The following is a 16257-nucleotide window of genomic DNA, read 5'->3' as shown; positions in this document are numbered from 1 at the left end:
CGCAACGTGGAACGGAACCCCGTTCTTCATCAGCCAGCAGCGGCCTCGGAAGACGGGGTTCCGGACGAGTTTTTTACGTCTTCCTTCGCGGCCTCGGCCTCGACCTGCTCATTCAGGTATTGCAGCACGGCGGTGATGCCGTGGCGCCCCACCCGCTTGATCGCGCCCTCAATCTCCAGCGCTGTTTTCGGCTGAGCGCAAGGCTCGCCATCGATCGAGCTCACCATCACCGCCGGCATCACATAGGCGGTCAAGTAGGAGGCGTTCTGCGCGGCGTCGCCCAGCGCTCGGATGATGCGGCTTTCCGCAACGATGTCCGGCTCTTCGATCACCAGCACGCGGCCGAGGGCATCCACCACCGAGTTTTCCGGGCGCGAAGTCGGTGCTGATGCTGCTTTCGCCGGGGCTTCGGCGCCGGGCGCCGCGGTCTTGACGTTGGAAATTTTTGCCATCAGGCCACCTTGATGCGGCGCGCGGCCACGAACGAGAGCTTCTGGGAAATGGTGTTATCGCCAGCCTTGTCGCCGGCATCGTCGAACTTGAGCAGCACGCCCAGGTAGCGATACTGGCTGATCGAGCCATCCGGCTCCGCAATGGTCTCGGTCATCGTGCAGCTCTGCTCGTTGAGACCGTCGTAGTAGTCGGCCTCCAGCTGCGCGAAATAGTCGTCGAGAGTGCTGTTCTGGCGTTCGATGTCGAAGGTGCCGGACCAGCCATCCGGGAAGCGGACGTGACGGGTGATGCCGTCCAGGCCCTTGATCTTCTTGTCGGTGATGTCCTGCTTGGACGTAAATTTGGTGATCAGGCCAAAGGTCAGCGGACCGGTGGCCGACACGATATCGAGCGATACGTCGCGCCCGACGCTGAAACCGTTCAACGGCATGGTTTTCTCCAGGGGGAAAAGAAAAACCCCGCCGGGGCGGGGTTCTCAGGGTTGGCGCGCCGATCAGGCGGGCGTGGTGCTTACGCGGGTGACGGTTACCGACTGGCCGCCTTCCAGATTGACGATCAACTTCTCCACCACGCCGAGGTAGCGCGCCTTCACGTCCGCTTGCATGTAGCCGAGCGCGATGCGGTCTGGCGGATTGTTCTTGTCATCGCACTGGACGGAAAACTCGTCCAGCATCCCCTGATCGACCATGCTCTGCAGGAACTTGCTGATCGTGGAGCCGGCTTGGCGCCGCAGCGGGTCATCCTTCTTAACCGATTGCAACTTACCGATGAACATGCCCATCGCGCTGTTCAAGGTGAAGGCCAGGTAGTTCGTCATCCGGGTGTAGTTGTCGCCGTTGATGACCGGATTACTGCTGGCGTTGTGGCCGATCCGCGCACCGAAAGAGGCGCCTGCCGGGATCGGATTAGTGATCACGTCGATGCCAGCCTGCGCCAGTTGCTGCAATTCAGCGCTGCTGTATTGCAGGTTCTGCATACTCTTCTGGGTCGCCACGATGCCGTACATCGGCTTGTTCAAACTGGATTGCTCCGGCGACAAGTTAGCCAGGCGACCAGCCGAGAAGCCCTGCGGCGAAATCAGACGCAGCTGGTTGTTGGCGGTGTCCTGCCAGTAAATCCAGTCACCGAACAGCGGCTTGACGGCGTAGCTGTCGATACCTGCCGATGCCTTGACGGTCGCGGCATTCGCAATGCCATCGCCAGAGGGGCCGACGAGCACCATGTAGATGCCCTCGTCGAGGCCGAAGGCCACCTGGGTGGTCCAGCTGGTCGAGTCGTCACAGTCCGCCAGCAGCGCCACGCTGGTGTAGGTGCTGCGCAGCGCGTACATGCCCTTACGCGGGATGGTGTCCACGCCCAGCAGCACGCTGCTGGTGATTGTGGTCGCGCCATCGGTACCGCCTGCCAGCGAGCTCGTGCCGGCGGTGGGCGCCGTGGTGCCGGTGCCAGCCGTGGCCACGATCAACTGCGAGGGCCCGCGCAGGCCCGACTGGCCGGCATTGATCGCGGCGGCGATGTTCGCCCACAGCGCGGCGCCGGTTCCGGTGATGTTGTCGAAGGTCTCGGGCACGCGGTTGGGCATCGAGACCACGGCGCGCCAGGAGTTGGCAGCCGAGCCAGGCGACAGCGTCACCTGGGTGGTGTTGCCCAGCGTGCCGGTGTACTTGGAGGTGAAGGTGATGTTGGTCGGCGAGGTGCCGAGCGCGATCGTGGCGGCCAGGTCGGTGCCATCGGTCACACGCACGCAGCGGAAGTTGTTGGCGCCCTGCAGCGCCGCGACGGCCACCTGCGTGCCCATATCGTACTTGCGCGGCATGATGGCGCCGAACTGCAGGGCATAGCCTTTCATGTCCCCGATGGTGGTGGGCGCGTTCACCGGCCCCCATTGAGCGGTGCCGACGATGCCCAGGATATTGGTGGGCAGGCCGTTGATCAGGGTGTTCTGCGGCGGCAGGATCTGGACATAGACGTCCGGGACGATCAGCGCCGTGGTGTTGATCGCGCCCGCTTGGGAAACCGGCATGGAAGCCTCCGAAAAAGAAAAAGGCCGCACGAGGCGGCCTTACGGTGATTGCTGGAAAGAATTACTTGGTCTTGCCGCCGTCGCCGGCGTCGACGGGTGCAGGATCGTCCGGCACCTTCACGACGAAGGCGACCTGTTCGCCGGCCAGGATCTTGGTGATCGCGGCCGGGTCGGTGATCTGCGCGCCAATCGGGTAGTCGCCGAAGGGCTGGGTGGTGATCAATTTCATGGTGTTCCTCAGGGAGTGGTGTCCACATCGACACCGCCGACCACGAAGGCCTGCGGAGCGATGACGCTGGTGCCGCCGGTGGTCTGCGTGGTCGAGTAGTCGATCGCGTAGAACACGTCGCGGCGATAGATGCGCTGCTTCTGCATGCTGTCGTCCTGCAGGCTCTTCCGGTAGTGGAAGATGGCCAGGGAGCCGTCGGCCAGCATGGCGCGCAGCAGCGGCTCGATCGCCTGGTCGATGGCCGCGCCGAGCTTGTCGCGCTCATCGTGGCAGCTCGCCCAGGCCGTGATCTGGAAAACCTTCTGCTGGCGCCGCAGCTCGCGGATCATCGTGCCGCTCACGCCGACCCGCGCCACCAGCTCATGTGCGCCGGGCACCGTGACGACGGCGCCGGCGGCGGTCGCCGGCTGATCGACGCTGATCAGAGTCGCCAGCGCGGTGGCCAGGCCGGCCAGCGTGTTGCCCTCCTGCGCGGCCACGATGTACGGCTTGCCGTCGGCCAGGATGGCAACGTTCTGGCCCGCGCCCGGCACGCCCGAGAGCGTCACCGTCTGGCCGGTCACCTCGGCCTCGATGGTCGGATCCGGCAGGCTCAGCACTTGCCAATCCCGCAGCGTCACCGTGAGCACCTTCTCGGTGCCGCTGGGATAGACGCTGATGTGCCCCATCCCCGCGCCCAAGTCCTGCGCGAGGCTCTCCGGCTGCGGCCAGCCGGCATACACCTTGACCGGGAAGCCGACCACCGGCGACACCGGGTTGCTGGTGCCGCTCGGGTAGAGATAGGCCGCGATCTGGGCCACCAGCATGTTGCTGACGTCGGAAAGGTCAGCCATCTTTGATCTCGCCTTGCAGCTCCACGATCGGGTGTGCAAACGTGATCTTCGCCTCGCCGATCCTGCCGGTAGCGTCGATGCACCACTCGATGCGTTTGATCGGTGCCTCGATCTTCGTGCCGTCAGCATCAAGGACCTGGGTTCCGCATGCCGTACCGTCGCTGATGATTCGAATGTTTTTCATGCGTGCAACTCCGTGGATGTGATGCGCCAGCCCATGTCGGTGAGCTCCGCGCCCTGGCAGGCATAACGCCGGCCGAGGTCGTCGGTGATGATGTCGCCGGCGTTGATCACCACCCCGGGCGGCACCGAGGCCGGCAGCAGGATGCGCCAGCCGATCTGCTGCACGCTGCCCGGCAGCCCGGTTGCCGACCGCTCGCGCTGGCCGAACAGCAGGATCGAGGCCGGCCAGCCGGTGTCTGCGATGCTGCCGCCGGGTTCACCGACGACAACCTGGTCACCGGCGGTACCGCACGGGCCGCCGTAGCCGACGGCCCCTACTCCGCTCTGCGTCGCCGCGCGCGACAGCGCGATCCGGCGATTGCACTGCACGCACTGGATGGGCAGGTGCAGCTGCTGGCTGGCGATGAAGAACGTGCCTTGCGGGCCGACCAGGTAGTCGCCGGCCTGCGTCAGGCGAGCGTCGAAGAGGCCCCACCAGACGGCATTGCCGTACTTGTTGGCCTTTCCATACTTCATGTCCTCGGCGTTGAAGCTGGCCTTCAGCGTCACGCCGGCGGTGGCCAGCGGGTTGCCGGCGCCGGCCGGGCGAAACTGGACGTTGTCCATTCCCAGGCGCAGCGCTGCCTTGCCATAGCCGGCATAAATCTTGTCTTGGAGCTTCTCAGCGTTCATGGATCCCACCATTCGACCGTCTGCATGCGCTTGGTCATGCCGCGCTCGAAGAGCATGTTGGTGCCGTAGTCGTGGCACACGAAGGTGTGCGACGGCTTGCCGGTAGCTTGGTCGATCAGCGTCGACAGGCCGAAGTTATCGCGCTTGAAGTCGCACAAAAACACCGGCATCTTTTCCGGAAAATCGGCAGGACTGGGGCGCGCGGTGCGTTCCATGATCAGGATCTGGCCGTTCGGGCTGATCCAGCGACAAGCCGCGAACCAGCGCGAGAACGGCGTATCCATGACCCGGCGCCAGGTTTCCCACTCGACGATGTTCTGGAACTGGCCTGCGCCGTCCTCGATCTTGATCACGCAGTCGGGCAAGATCTTGCTGGAATAGACCTCCCTGCTCATGCCGCCGCCGATCTTCTCGTGACAGAGCAGGTGAAAGGCCTCCCGGTGGTTGGAGGCGTCGCTCATGCGCGCACCAGCGAGACGACCGGACCACCGCCGCACAAGCCAGGGCCGGCCGCAAAGCCGATGAAGCGGCACAGCTCAAGCCGCACGCGCTTGTACAGCGCGAAGCGGTCAGCGATTTCCAGGCTGTTGTGCTTCCAGACGGCGGCCTGGTCCGTGTCCAGGTTCTCGCGTGTGGCGAAGGTGTCGTCTTCGAGCTCGTTGAGGCGCGTCAGAAACTTGTCCGTCAGGACGGTCTCCTCGCTGGGCGTCAGGGTTGTCAGGCGCTTGTGCAGCGACATGATCACCATCCCGAACTGGCCGTAGACGATGTCGTTGTCGTCGGTGATGGGCATCGAGGTGCCGGCGAGCTGATAGCCCATGAAGCGGCGCGTGTCGGTCAGTTGGGCTTCTGTCAGCGCCATGGTCTTTCCTTTGTTACAGCAGGCCCCCGCTGCCGGTTTGAATCCAGGCGCTGCCGTTGTATTCGAAATCTGCCCAGCCGTTGATGGAGATGCCAACCAGGCCGGCGATCAGCGAGCCGAGCCCTGTTGCCTGGCGCACCACCCTGAACTTGGCACCCGGGTAGGCGTTCGCAGTGCCCAAAGACACCGTGCGCGTTACCGCCGTCCCGATGGTGCCGGTGACGATCTGCGTAGGCGCGTTCACCAGTGCTGAAATAGTCATATCGGCCGCCACAGGCGACTGCACTGCCAGCGGTCGTACCGGCTTCCAGTTCGTGCCGTCGCTGATCACGTAGTCGCCCGGGCCGCCGAAAAGGTCGGTCACCCACATGTATTTGCGCGGGTACAACGCCGCGCTGGGCAGACCGGCAATATTCACCTGGCCGGGCAGGATCAGGCCAAACGGGGCTTCGTTGATGTCCATCAGGTCTCCGTTGCCGAGAAAGCCTGTCCAGTGGTCGCGCCGTAAATGCTGATGGCGCGGTTCGTGCTGATGCTGAACGTCGCCCCGGCGGCCACGCGGTAGGAGCCGGCGGTGTCCGGTGCCGCATTGGCCCCGATCTCATTGATCCAGAGATCGGCCGAGCTGATGTTTTGCCCCTTCAGGCTCAGGCGCGCCGCGTTCGCGGCGGCCAGCGTCTGCGCGGTGCCGCCGGCGGCGATGGATCCGCTCCGGCTCGTTCCAGCCGGCAGCGGGTTCTGCCCCGTTGAAGTCATCAGCGTGGCATTGCCCGCTGCATCGATGGTGTATGGCCCGGAACGGTCCGACAAACGGTAGTAGCCGCCCGGGCCGGGCGAGTACCCTGTCGAGATGTCCGGCATGGCTTAGGCCGCCGGGGCAGCGTCCAGCAGCGCCTGCAGGTCGGCCTTCAGCGTCACGCCCGCGGGGATCTCGATGTTCTTTTCGGCCAGCGCCGCCTTGATCTGCTCGACCGTGTTGGGCTTCAGCGTCACGCCCGTGGGGTCTTCGACGAACAGTTCGTGCTCGCCGTCCTTGAAATCGCTCTTGTTGATGATGATGAAGCCGAGGGGATTGTCCTCGGAGGTCTCCGCCTTGATGCGGACGGTTTCGACTTGGCTCATGGTGGTCTCCAGCATAGAAAGGGCGGCCGAAGCCGCCCTTTCCTGGTTGTTGATGAAGCAGGCCTTGGATCAGCCCTGCATCACGGCGATGTGCGCGCGCTTGATAGCCTGGAAGCCCCAAGCCAGGCGCACGTGGTAGACCAGTTGCATGAACTGGCGATACACGGCCACATCGAAGACGATGCCCGACACCGGATCGGTGATCTGGATCACGTCATCGGCCATGTCCATTGCCTTGCCGTCCGGGCCGATCGGCATCTGCGGTGCGCGGGTGATCAGCTGGATGGCCGACTTCGAGAACGACAGGTTCGGAGTCGCGGTATTGCCCACGGTCACGTTGGTGGCGGCGGCCGGAATGGCCTGCAGCAGACCCGGCTCGGCCAGGGTGATCGTGCCCGGCGCCGAGATGCCCGTCGCGACACCGTACTTGTTCGAGTCGCCCGCAAACTGCACGGTGTCGCCGGCCAGGATAGTGCCGCTGCCGGTGATCAGGGGAATCTGGGTGGTTCCCACGGCGAAGCCGGCAGTGCTGGTGGTGTACGCGGTGCCGGTGCCCTTCGCCACCGGCACGATAGCCGCCGACTGGTGGAGATCCTGGCCTTCCAGACGGCCGATGATGCCCTGGCGCAGCAACTCGTCGGTGCCCGCCTCGTTCACCTTGAACAGCACGCTCTGTTTGCCGCGCAGGTTTGCGATGCCGGCATTGCCCAGCACCAGCTGCAGGTCGGTCTGCGGCGCGCCGTTGTCGTCCAGGATCTTGCGGGTCTGGGCGATATCGGACAGATCACCCGACGTGCCAAACGGCGCGGTTCCGGGAGTGCCGTAGGCACGCGAGGCGTTCTGGTAGCCGGTGGTGAACAGGTCAACCTCGACCTGGTTGGCCAGCGAACGGAAAGCCTGGGTGAACTGGTTGCGCAGAACGCCCATGTAGGTACCCGCGTTCAGCATGCCCTTTTGCTCTTCACCGTTCCAGCGCACCGGCGCGTGCTTCGACTTGCTGATGGTCATGCTGATGCTGTTCAGCGTCTGGTCACCGGTGTTGGGCGCGGTCACGCCCGGGGTGTTGTCCGCCAGGGTGGCCGGCGGAGTGATCGGGATGGTGATCAGCTCATTCAGCGCCGCGCGCTCCGCGCTTGAGTTGCGCGAGACCGCCGGAATCATCCCCACCATCTCGCGGGACACGATGTCCAGCGACTCGTACAGGGTCGGGATCAGGCCGGTCAGCGTGTTGGCACCCAGCATCGCGCCGGTCTTGTCCAGGTAATTGACCAGGTGTGCGTGGCCGATCTCGCCGAGGGCGCGCGCGTAGAGCTCCACATTGAAGCGAGCCGCGCGCGCCGCCTGCGCGACGGCCTCCAGGGGGGCGCTGGCCGCATGGGCGGTCCAGCTGATGGCAGCGACGGCCAGGGCCGCCAGCGAGAGGAAGATCTTTTTCATGGTGGGTGATTTCCAATAAAAAAAGCCGCCCCGAAGGACGGCTTGCAGTGCGAGGGATCGAGCCTCAGTCGGTGATCGTGACCTTGTCGCGCACGGTCTGGGCCTTGGCGCTGGGGTCGAGAGCATCGAATGCGGCTCGGGTCATGGTCTTGCCGGCTTGCTGGCGGTGGTTACCGCCGGCGCCGCCACCGCCGCCGCTGTTCCCGGTCGGGAACCAGTGCGGTGCGGTGTCTTTCATGCTGTCCAGCCATTCGGCAGGCGTAAACGGGGACTTACCGTCCTTGCCCAGCACCGGATGACCGTCTTCCCCCAGCTGGACGGCCTTGCCATCCTTGTCCAGGGTGAACAGCGTTCGACCGCGGAAGAGCGCGTCCTCGATGGCGTGCGGGTGCAGGCCAGCGGTGGAAGCGGCTGCGCGGATCGTGTCGTCGAGGACACGACCTTGGAAGGCGCTGGCGCGCTGCTCGGCGGCTGCGACCTTGTCGTCAGCTTCCTTGAGGCGGCGATCCGATTCCGTGCGCAGTTTCTCGGTGCGACGCTCGATTACTTCATTGATCTTCCCGTCAGCGATCAGCTGGGCCTCTTCGTCGTTCTCGAAGCGCGCCATCAGCTCGCGGATCTTGGTTGCGTCCAGGCCATCGAACTGCTTCAGCGCCTCCTTCAGCTTCTTCTGGTCGCCCAGAAGCTCGCCATTCTTCGTCTTCAGGCCGGATGTGGCATCGGCCACCGCGGCGTCGATCACGGCCTGAATTTCAGGCGTGATTTCAAGGCCACCGCTACCGCCACCGCCGTCGCCGGCCGCGTGGAAGCGGAAGAAGTTGAACAGGAGATTCTTCAGGAGCTTGCTGACGGAAAAGAAATGCATGGTTTATCCCCTTGGGATGGTTGAAAAAGCGGCCTCGCCGCGCAGAAACGAAAAAGCCCGGCCTGGCCGGGCTTGAAACAAAGGAGTGCAGCCCCGCCAGGCGGCGCTACGTGGTTGGTTCTGGTGTCTTGGCCGGCGCCGGCACGTCCTTCTTGCGCGCGGCGTCCTCCTCCTCGACGTTTCGGCTCGCCGCGATGACCTCGCCGGCCTGCAGCTGCGCGAAATAGGTCTCGAAGCTGATGGCGCCGCTTTGCAGCGCCGTGGTCAGTGCGAGCAGGTCGTCCGAGGACATGGGCATGGGGAAGAAGTCCCGGTTCAGCTCGAACACCACATCGCCGGTGAGCCCAGCCCACTCGAAAAGCACCACCAGCGCACGCTGGATCCCCATGGACAGGGTCTGCGCGGTGCTGGCCAGGACGGATTGCTCGCCGGCGCGGTGAATTCCAGCGGTTTCGGCCGCTTCGGCGGCCTTTTTCGCCGACTCCAGCATGCGCGCGCCAAGAATGGCGAGCTGCCGCTCCTTGCGTTCGAGGTTGTTCTCCAGCGCCTGCAGGCCCTGCCCCGTGAACTCCAAGTACGTCGCCTTCGCCTCCGGCTGCGGAAACACCCAGGCGGTCGCGCTGCCGATGTACAGCTTGTCGGGCGCCTCGCCATTCGGGCCGTTCTGTGGTGTGTAGCCGCTGACCACCGGGGTAGGCAGCCCGGCAAAGTGGCAGCCGTGCTCGTAGTCGGCGCTGACCATGTAGTGGGCAAAATTCATGTCCACAAGGTCCATCAGCGGCGGCAGGTCGCAGGTGGGCGTCAGGTCGTCAATGCCCATGATCCAGAACGGGATGCTGGTCAGTGCCTTGCCGCCCATCGTCGGATAGACGTCGCCGCCGATCTGGACGTCGACCTCCTTCCCGCTCTCGTCCTTCCTGATCTCGAATACACGCACGCGGTACTGCGCGGCGCCGCCTGCAATAGTTACCAGGTCGAGCACGCGATATTGCGTCACCGTGGTGTCTTCGTATTCGTCCTTCTGGTCCAGGCGCTGCTCGACCAGCACCACCATGGTGAGCTGGTGGACGTTATTGATCTTGCCGAAACGCCAGTTGATGATCGACTCGGCGCAGTACATGGCCAACGACGGTCGCAGGTTCTGCACCTTGGCGTCGGCCAGGGTGGTGCCCGGCGCAGACACTGGATAGTCAGCAAAGAGCCCAACACGGCCGACGGTGATGGCCTCCTCGCTCAGGCCCTTGGCAAGCATGGTCAGCGGTGTGCCGGACAGCGTGATGTCGTCCAGCATGTCCTTGGCCTCGTCGGGCGCGGTGATGGTCGGCGCCTTCCGGAACAGCATGCCCAGCATGCCCTCGATGGAGCGCCAGGTTGCGCCAAAGAACGGCGTGCGCTTCACCATGGCCTGATAGGCCGCGTTGTCCTGGTCTTTCAGGCGCGGCAGGTACGCTTCGCCGGCGGCATGCACCGCGCTCTGGCCAGCGGCTGCATCGCGGCAGCGCTTCCACGCCGGCGCCATGGCCACATAGTCAGGATGCTGATACTTAACGCCCATTACACTCCGCCTATGGTCACTCGTTGCATGGTGTTCTTCACAATCGGCCATTTCTTCACCAGAAAGTAGCCGTTGGCGTCGTTCGGGTGGTCGTGGCCGCTCTTTTTGTCCGGAAGGCCGTCAGCCCCCCAGACCTGCTGCTCCAGCGCCTCGGTGGTCACCGGGCAGCGGTGGGTATTGATCTTCCACCGGCGCTGGCCGGCGGCGTTCAGGATCATCGCGTTGTAGGCGTTGACTCGGTCCTTGATGGATGGATTGGACGGGTTCACGTCCACGGACAGGCCGGCGGCTCGCAGGATCGAGAGATCCGACTCGCTTGCGTTCTTCGTGCTGGTGTTGCCGCCGGAGGCGTCCGGATAAACCGTGACGTGATGCCCCTTGTCCTTGAACTCCTCCTTCAGGATGCGGGCCATCGTCGGCGTGTCGCGCACCTTGACGCGCTCGTCGACCGTCAGCGGAGCGCCAGCGCGGATCACGTTGATGCACGCCGTCATGTTCAGGACGTTGAAGTCCATCCCCACCCGGATCGGCTCGTTCTCAGCCAGCACTGCGTCGCTGTGGTTCGCCGCGCGATCGAAGTCCGGGTAGACGCTGCCGCTGGTCAGGTTCGTGAATTTGCCGCGCAGGTATGCATCGATCAGCTGCGGCGGGTAGGAGTCGAACAGCGACTGGATGTAGTCGTCGGGGAGGTTTAGCTCGTTGTCGTAGGTGCTGGCCTGGATCAGGCCGTAGGTACCGACCAGCTGCGGCCTCTCCCGGAGCGCCTTCACGAACTGCTCGTAGACGAACTTGAACCCCTCCGGCGTGGTGGTGACGTCGACGCCGTTCTGCAGCCCGTCCACCTTGTAGCGCATCCGGGCGATGATCTTGCGCCAGGCGGTCTGCGCCTTGATCTTGGTCATCACATCGAGTTCGTCGACCAGGCCGTGGCCGATCTTGAAGCCGACGATGGTCTCCGGCTTCTCCATGGACCTGCAGATGATGGTGCCGCGGTACCTGCGCCCCTCGAAGACGTCCATTTCGTGGTCGGCCTGCTTCACCTTCGTGCGCAGGCCCATGCCGGCAGCCACCTCCTCCATCGTGGGATAGAAGATGTCGCGGATCTGCGGGTAGGTCGGCGCGAAATAGCCCTGGGCGATGCCCGGCCAGCGCCAGAAGTGCTGCGCGATGCCCGCGCAGCCCACGAACGTCTTGCCGGAGCCGAAGCCGGCCACGTAGGCCTTGAACTTGTGCGGGAGCTGCAAGAACTCGGTCTGCGGCACGTTCAATTCAAAGCTGATCTTCCTCATGCTGGGGCTTCCGGGCGTCCTTGGTGACGAAGGTCACCTCCACGGGGCCGGGCGGCTCATCTTCGGGTTGCATCGCGTCCTTGTTGGCGCGCAGGAGGTTGAGGCCGATCTCGCTGGCGACGTTGGCCAGGCGCGTGAGAGTGCCTACGCCCTGGAGCGCGCGCAAGCTGATGAGGGGGTCGATGTCGTCGACCTTCTCCAGCTGCTGGTTCGCCAGCCTGGACAGCCGGTGCGCCGTGGCGGCGCCGAGTTCGGCGGCCGAGGCGAGGTGCTCGCTGGTGTTGCGCAGCTTTCGCGCCAGGTCGGCCACGATCTCCTGCTTGGCGTACGGCAGCGCGGCAATCTGTTGGCGGATGGCGTCCTGCTCGGCGTCGACGCGGGCCTTGTTAGTCGCCAGCTGTTTCAACTGCTCGGGGCTGCTGCTCTTGCCCTCGGCACGCGGCTTCAGCCGGCGGCGCAGCGAAGATTCGTTGACCCCGTAGGCGGCGGCCAGGCTGTTGAGCGATTCGCCCTCGACGAGGTGGCGCCGCTCGACCTCCAGCCACTGGTCTGGCGTGAGTGCGGATTTGCGGCCCATCGGGTACCTCGTGAATTCGGTTTGACCAGCCCCGCGCCGGTGAGCAACAGGCATTGCGCCCGAGAAGGAGCCCGGCTTCCATATCGTGCTGGCGTGCCGGCCATATTCCCGTGTCGCCGGCGGGCGGGTGTCGAATAAAAAAGCCCGCGACCGTTTCCGGCACGGGCAAGCTGGAACTCCAGAGGAGGCGCTGCGAAATCGATGGAGCGTCCACAGGGAATCGAACCCTGGTCTTTGGCTTGGAAGGCCGCCGCTCTGCCACTGAGCTACGGACGCATGGTGCCGGGTTACAGCGTCCCGGCGGCGGGTTGGGCGCGACGGGTCGCTCCCGCTGAAAATTTGAGTTGTCCTGGTATCGAAGGCCAATTTATCCGTAAAGGGGATGCCACCCCCAACTACCCGCTGCCCGCTCGGGGCCACATGCGCGGTACGCCGGCTCACATGGGGCCCAGCCATCGCCGGGCCATCGTTCCCTCAGCGGTTATTCGGCCGGGGTGAAATCGACGTAATACTTCTCGCCGGCCTTGAACTGGCCCAGCAGCGCGGGATTGGCGACGGTCAGGCTCACGGTGGCCGACGGCGAGAACTTGGCGAAGGTGTTGTCTTCGTCGCTGCCGTCTTCCGGATACTTGGCGGCCGGCACGGCGTTGAAGTGCAGCACCTCGGCTGCGGGGAACTGCTCGATCTTGTTCAACACCATCTTGGCACGCATCTTCGGCATATCGACTCCTGAAAAAGGAAAAGCCGCTCGCGGCGGCTCGAAATGGGCAACAAAAAAGCCCCGATCCGGAAGGAGTCGAGGCTTCGATGTGCTGTCTTCAAAAGCTCGGGGCGAGCGAAAACAGCCAGTGCTGCGAAATTTACCCGAACTGCATCCGCGTTGCAAGATTTTTCCGCAACAGCGGTTCCAGCGCCGCAACAGCCTCGGCGAAGGACGTTGGGAAATCGGCGTTCGGGAAGTGCCACACCCGGGCCAGGCCGAACTTCTTCTTGATGGCCCACTGGTGGCGCGGCACCAGGCTTTGCATCATGGCGTCAGTGGCCTCGGCGATGTCGTTGAAGTGGCGCGCCTCGGCCGGATCGCCGTCGCTCTCGCCGCGCGGCCCCTTGATACCCAGGTCGCGATCGTCCCGCCGCATCCAGTCCGCCCACACGTCGAGGCAATACTCGACACCATCGCGCTGGCGGTCATTCGATGCTGCCACCGGCCGCGCCGGCGCCCTCTTCGTCGGATTTGCCTGGTACATGTCCTGTTCCCTCTTTCTCGGTGTAGTGCCGGCAGCGCCGGCCGTGTTGCTGGTTCTTGCTGCAGGTGTCGCGGCCCCAAGCCTTGACGATGAACGCGCACCCCTTGCACGTCCTTTCCTCGGCGCGGAGCATCTGCTCCAGCGGGTCTCGGTACTGGCGGGACGGGAGAGCCGTCATGCATCCCGCTCCCGCTGTTTCGCGCCTCGGGCGATCTCGTCGCGCGAGCGCGCACCGAACGCGCGGGCGCGACCGCGGTACAGGCGCGTCTTGACGGCGATGTACTGCCGGCGCTCGCCCTCCAGGCGCACCAGCTTTGCCATGTTCCGGACCTTCATGCCGCCACCTCGCCGAAGAGGTCGACCTGCGGCCGCTCCACGCCCAGCGGCGTGATGGTCACCACCACGCGCGCGCCCTCGGCGTCCGGCTCCATGCGCTCGGCCACCATGCGGCGCACCCACTTGTCGTCCTCCATAGCCACGCCCTTGAGCGCGTCCAGCAGCACCTTGTTGGCGTTGTCCAGGTCGATGCAGCGCACAGTGTCGTCCCAGGTGGCGCCCTGCTGGCGCTGGCGCTTCTGCCAGTCCTGCGGCCTGGCCGGGTATAGTTGCACGTCGATCTGCACGCGGCCGGTGATCGGCTCGCGCAGGCCGGCGCCCTTGCACTTCCAGGCCACCGCCTGCTTGTAGGCCTCGGCCTCCTTCGTGACGTAGGTGATGGCCATGGCCGGCTTGCCGTTCTTGGCCGGGATGATGCGCGTGGCCCAGTAGGCGTTTGCAGAGACGGGATAGGGCAATGTGATGACGAAAGGCTTCATGTTTTCGATCTTTCGAAATTTCGCAATCAGTGGCCGCACGGCAGCGCGCCGTGCTCGTTGGTCTTGGCGCCGCAGGACAGGCAGCGCTTGGCCGCTGCTGCTTGGCTGTTTCGGATCGCCTCAACCAGCAGCAGCGCGTCGCGCACGTGCGCCGGCACGCGCTGCGTGATGATGGTCGGCCGGTCTTCGGCGGGGATTCCGGCAATCATTCGCCACCGCCTTCCTGCGCAGCGTCGTCGCCGATCAGCGCCTTGATCTGCCTGGTCGGCCAGCCGGTTTCCTCGTGGATGCGCACCATCAGCGGCGCGCTGATGGGGATGCGGCCGGCGCGCATGTTGCTGATGCTGACGCGGTGGGTTTCCATGCGCTTCGACAGTGCCGCGTCGTTCTTCAGGCCTAGGTGTTGGCGCACCTGGTCGAACAAGGTGGCGGCACTCATTGGGCGCCGCCCTTCTGCAGCGCCAGCAGCTCCTCACGGCAGCGGTAGCAGCGGCCACAGCCGCTACCGATGTTCAGCGATCCCTTGCAGTAGGTGCCCTGGCCCAGCGGAGGCGCATCGAGCAGCGCCTTGATCAGCCCGCGCACCACGGTCGGCGTGGCCTTCGGCTCAGGCGACGCCGACCACTGTCGCTCCAGCGACTTCCACTCGTCGGACTGACGGACATCGATGTCGAAGGCCATGCGCATGAAGCGCGCCGCCGCCTCATTTGCGGCTTGGTGGCCCAGGCCCTCGTCCTTTGCGGCCATAGCCACGTTGCAGTGCCAGGGCCAGGCGTAGGAGCTGTCGCTCTGGACCGCCGCCTTCAGCACCTCTAACGCGGCGGTAGTACTGGTGATGGCGACGGCCTTCTCGGCCGCATGCAGAACGGTACCGGGCGCCACGATCAGCAGGCCGAACGGATCGTTGCCGACATCGCGCGCGTCGCGGCGGACGCCGGTGAACGGGTTGAACAGCCACGCCACCAGGCCGTGGTAGATGCGGTACTGGCGCGCCTCCGACGGGTAGACATCGGCGAGCCCATCCTTGGGATCAAACTTCAGCAGGGCTGGCACCTGCTCCGGCACATCCTTTGCGGCTGCGTCGCCGGCATGGCCGCTGCCGCCGCAGGCCTTGCAATCCAGATGCGCGGTGTCCTCGGGCTGGCTGCCGTCGTTGCGGAAGATGCGGAGCTCGGCCGACTGAGATACGGCATCCACGGCAAGATGGCCATGGCGCGCGAACGGAACTAGGGCGGACAGCACCTCGGCAGCCTCGTGCATCGCGCGGCCGGCCAAGACTTCGGAGGCGCCGACCAGCGCGTTGGCGCATTCTTCGCGCTGCTGGCGGTCGAGGATCCGGCCGAACGCTTCGGCCAGGCGCGGCATCATCGGGATGTGGCTGGTGCCCGGCTCCTGCCAGGCCTGCGCGGCCAACTGCAGGGCCTGCGGCGACGCCGGCGGCCACTCGGCGTCGACCACGTTGGCGTCGGCATCCCCTGCCGGCGCGGCGGGTGGGGTGGCCGCGCCAGAAAGAAGTCGGCCCGCTTCATCAGCAGCCATGATCCCTTGCTCGTGACTTACGTAGATCAAAGTCAGCTTGTAGATCCCGTTCGGCATCTTTTCTTGAACCATCGAACGGAATCCTCCAAGCATCGTGCGCCCCGGCGCCACGGCTGCCGGAGCGGCACGAAGAACGGCCGCCTTCACTTCCTCGTAACCCAGCAGGTTCTTGACCAAACCGGCCACTTTGCCGTCCACGAGAAGCAGCGCGTCGCCGTCGTGGTTGCGGCTGAAGGCGTACGGAGCCGGCCCGCGCGGCGTCGCCATGCCGTCCATGTCGGGATCGCGGCGGTATGGCTGCGCCTCGTCCTCCGATGTCTCCAGCGCGGTGTCTGCGCCGAGCAACGCGCGCTCAACCACGGGGTTACTTTCGCTGGGGAACGGCCACCGAGCTTCGGCCTTTGATTTGCTGGTCATCTGCGAGACTGCTGCGCCTGCGCCCTGCTCTTCGGCCTTTTCCGCCCCATTCGGCATTTCGGCTTTATTCGGTGATTCGGTGTTTCGGCTCATGCTGCGCTCCTTGTTCGCTGTGCCCGGATCGTCGCGCCCGGGTGGG

Annotated in this window: 24 protein-coding genes and 1 tRNA gene; all 25 read right to left on the bottom strand. The window is 65.0% G+C overall.

What is annotated here, in order from left to right:
• Nucleotides 1–29 precede the first annotated feature (29 nt).
• Nucleotides 30–452 (bottom strand): hypothetical protein, encoded by a 423-nt coding sequence (locus Herbaro_RS09445; RefSeq protein ID WP_275013560.1) that lies wholly within the window; start codon nucleotides 450–452, stop codon nucleotides 30–32.
• Nucleotides 452–883, bottom strand: a complete 432-nt coding sequence (locus Herbaro_RS09440; protein ID WP_275013559.1) for a hypothetical protein — start codon at nucleotides 881–883, stop codon at nucleotides 452–454. The genes Herbaro_RS09445 and Herbaro_RS09440 overlap by 1 nt, the downstream gene beginning before the upstream one ends.
• 63 nt (nucleotides 884–946) lie before the next feature.
• On the bottom strand, nucleotides 947–2476 hold the full coding sequence (locus Herbaro_RS09435; protein ID WP_275013558.1) for a phage tail sheath protein: 1530 nt from the start codon (nucleotides 2474–2476) through the stop codon (nucleotides 947–949).
• A 61-nt stretch (nucleotides 2477–2537) separates the two neighbouring features.
• Nucleotides 2538–2705, bottom strand: coding sequence for a hypothetical protein (locus tag Herbaro_RS09430; RefSeq protein ID WP_275013557.1), 168 nt, complete (start codon nucleotides 2703–2705; stop codon nucleotides 2538–2540).
• Between the two features lie 8 nt (nucleotides 2706–2713).
• Nucleotides 2714–3538 (bottom strand): hypothetical protein, encoded by an 825-nt coding sequence (locus tag Herbaro_RS09425; RefSeq protein ID WP_275013556.1) that lies wholly within the window; start codon nucleotides 3536–3538, stop codon nucleotides 2714–2716.
• Nucleotides 3531–3722, bottom strand: coding sequence for a hypothetical protein (locus Herbaro_RS09420; RefSeq protein ID WP_275013555.1), 192 nt, complete (start codon nucleotides 3720–3722; stop codon nucleotides 3531–3533). Before Herbaro_RS09420 ends, Herbaro_RS09425 begins: the two co-directional genes overlap by 8 nt.
• The gene (locus Herbaro_RS09415) at nucleotides 3719–4393 is read right to left on the bottom strand and encodes a hypothetical protein (RefSeq protein WP_275013554.1); all 675 of its coding nucleotides are present in this window, start codon (nucleotides 4391–4393) and stop codon (nucleotides 3719–3721) included. The genes Herbaro_RS09420 and Herbaro_RS09415 overlap by 4 nt, the downstream gene beginning before the upstream one ends.
• Nucleotides 4390–4854: a hypothetical protein gene (locus Herbaro_RS09410; RefSeq protein WP_275013553.1), complete on the bottom strand. Its 465-nt coding sequence runs from the start codon at nucleotides 4852–4854 to the stop codon at nucleotides 4390–4392. Before Herbaro_RS09410 ends, Herbaro_RS09415 begins: the two co-directional genes overlap by 4 nt.
• Nucleotides 4851–5255, bottom strand: a complete 405-nt coding sequence (locus Herbaro_RS09405; protein ID WP_275013552.1) for a hypothetical protein — start codon at nucleotides 5253–5255, stop codon at nucleotides 4851–4853. The genes Herbaro_RS09410 and Herbaro_RS09405 overlap by 4 nt, the downstream gene beginning before the upstream one ends.
• 13 nt (nucleotides 5256–5268) lie before the next feature.
• Complete coding sequence (locus Herbaro_RS09400; RefSeq protein ID WP_275013551.1) at nucleotides 5269–5718, bottom strand: hypothetical protein; 450 nt, start codon at nucleotides 5716–5718, stop codon at nucleotides 5269–5271.
• Entirely contained in the window at nucleotides 5718–6116 is a 399-nt protein-coding gene (locus Herbaro_RS09395; RefSeq protein WP_275013550.1) for a hypothetical protein, read from the bottom strand. The genes Herbaro_RS09400 and Herbaro_RS09395 overlap by 1 nt, the downstream gene beginning before the upstream one ends.
• Nucleotides 6117–6119: 3 nt before the next feature.
• On the bottom strand, nucleotides 6120–6377 hold the full coding sequence (locus Herbaro_RS09390) for a hypothetical protein (RefSeq protein WP_275013549.1): 258 nt from the start codon (nucleotides 6375–6377) through the stop codon (nucleotides 6120–6122).
• 69 nt (nucleotides 6378–6446) lie between these two features.
• Nucleotides 6447–7814 carry a major capsid protein gene (locus tag Herbaro_RS09385; RefSeq protein WP_275013548.1) on the bottom strand — a complete coding sequence of 456 codons (1368 nt, stop codon included), beginning with the start codon at nucleotides 7812–7814 and terminating at the stop codon, nucleotides 6447–6449.
• A 64-nt stretch (nucleotides 7815–7878) separates the two neighbouring features.
• Nucleotides 7879–8679 carry a hypothetical protein gene (locus Herbaro_RS09380; RefSeq protein ID WP_275013547.1) on the bottom strand — a complete coding sequence of 267 codons (801 nt, stop codon included), beginning with the start codon at nucleotides 8677–8679 and terminating at the stop codon, nucleotides 7879–7881.
• 106 nt (nucleotides 8680–8785) lie between these two features.
• Nucleotides 8786–10234 (bottom strand): DUF4055 domain-containing protein, encoded by a 1449-nt coding sequence (locus Herbaro_RS09375; RefSeq protein WP_275013546.1) that lies wholly within the window; start codon nucleotides 10232–10234, stop codon nucleotides 8786–8788.
• On the bottom strand, nucleotides 10234–11523 hold the full coding sequence (locus Herbaro_RS09370; RefSeq protein ID WP_275013545.1) for a terminase large subunit domain-containing protein: 1290 nt from the start codon (nucleotides 11521–11523) through the stop codon (nucleotides 10234–10236). Before Herbaro_RS09370 ends, Herbaro_RS09375 begins: the two co-directional genes overlap by 1 nt.
• Nucleotides 11504–12100, bottom strand: coding sequence for a helix-turn-helix domain-containing protein (locus Herbaro_RS09365; RefSeq protein ID WP_275013544.1), 597 nt, complete (start codon nucleotides 12098–12100; stop codon nucleotides 11504–11506). Before Herbaro_RS09365 ends, Herbaro_RS09370 begins: the two co-directional genes overlap by 20 nt.
• A 202-nt stretch (nucleotides 12101–12302) precedes the next feature.
• Nucleotides 12303–12376: transfer RNA gene (locus tag Herbaro_RS09360), tRNA-Gly, on the bottom strand.
• 205 nt (nucleotides 12377–12581) lie between these two features.
• A complete protein-coding gene (locus tag Herbaro_RS09355; protein WP_275013543.1) occupies nucleotides 12582–12821 on the bottom strand; it encodes a hypothetical protein in 240 nt (79 codons plus the stop codon).
• Between the two features lie 139 nt (nucleotides 12822–12960).
• Nucleotides 12961–13347, bottom strand: coding sequence for a hypothetical protein (locus Herbaro_RS09350; protein ID WP_275013542.1), 387 nt, complete (start codon nucleotides 13345–13347; stop codon nucleotides 12961–12963).
• A 174-nt stretch (nucleotides 13348–13521) separates the two neighbouring features.
• Nucleotides 13522–13668 carry a hypothetical protein gene (locus Herbaro_RS09345; protein ID WP_275013541.1) on the bottom strand — a complete coding sequence of 49 codons (147 nt, stop codon included), beginning with the start codon at nucleotides 13666–13668 and terminating at the stop codon, nucleotides 13522–13524.
• Nucleotides 13669–13679: 11 nt separating this feature from the next.
• Nucleotides 13680–14162, bottom strand: coding sequence for a RusA family crossover junction endodeoxyribonuclease (locus Herbaro_RS09340; protein WP_275013540.1), 483 nt, complete (start codon nucleotides 14160–14162; stop codon nucleotides 13680–13682).
• Between the two features lie 26 nt (nucleotides 14163–14188).
• A complete protein-coding gene (locus Herbaro_RS09335) occupies nucleotides 14189–14371 on the bottom strand; it encodes a hypothetical protein (protein WP_275013539.1) in 183 nt (60 codons plus the stop codon).
• The gene (locus Herbaro_RS09330) at nucleotides 14368–14601 is read right to left on the bottom strand and encodes a hypothetical protein (RefSeq protein ID WP_275013538.1); all 234 of its coding nucleotides are present in this window, start codon (nucleotides 14599–14601) and stop codon (nucleotides 14368–14370) included. The genes Herbaro_RS09335 and Herbaro_RS09330 overlap by 4 nt, the downstream gene beginning before the upstream one ends.
• The gene (locus tag Herbaro_RS09325; protein WP_275013537.1) at nucleotides 14598–16211 is read right to left on the bottom strand and encodes a hypothetical protein; all 1614 of its coding nucleotides are present in this window, start codon (nucleotides 16209–16211) and stop codon (nucleotides 14598–14600) included. The genes Herbaro_RS09330 and Herbaro_RS09325 overlap by 4 nt, the downstream gene beginning before the upstream one ends.
• Nucleotides 16212–16257 lie beyond the last annotated feature (46 nt).

This window comes from Herbaspirillum sp. WKF16 (genome assembly GCF_028993615.1).
Lineage (GTDB): Bacteria > Pseudomonadota > Gammaproteobacteria > Burkholderiales > Burkholderiaceae_D > Herbaspirillum.
Note: the sequence above shows the minus strand (reverse complement) of the source record. Positions and strands in the feature narration are given on the sequence as shown.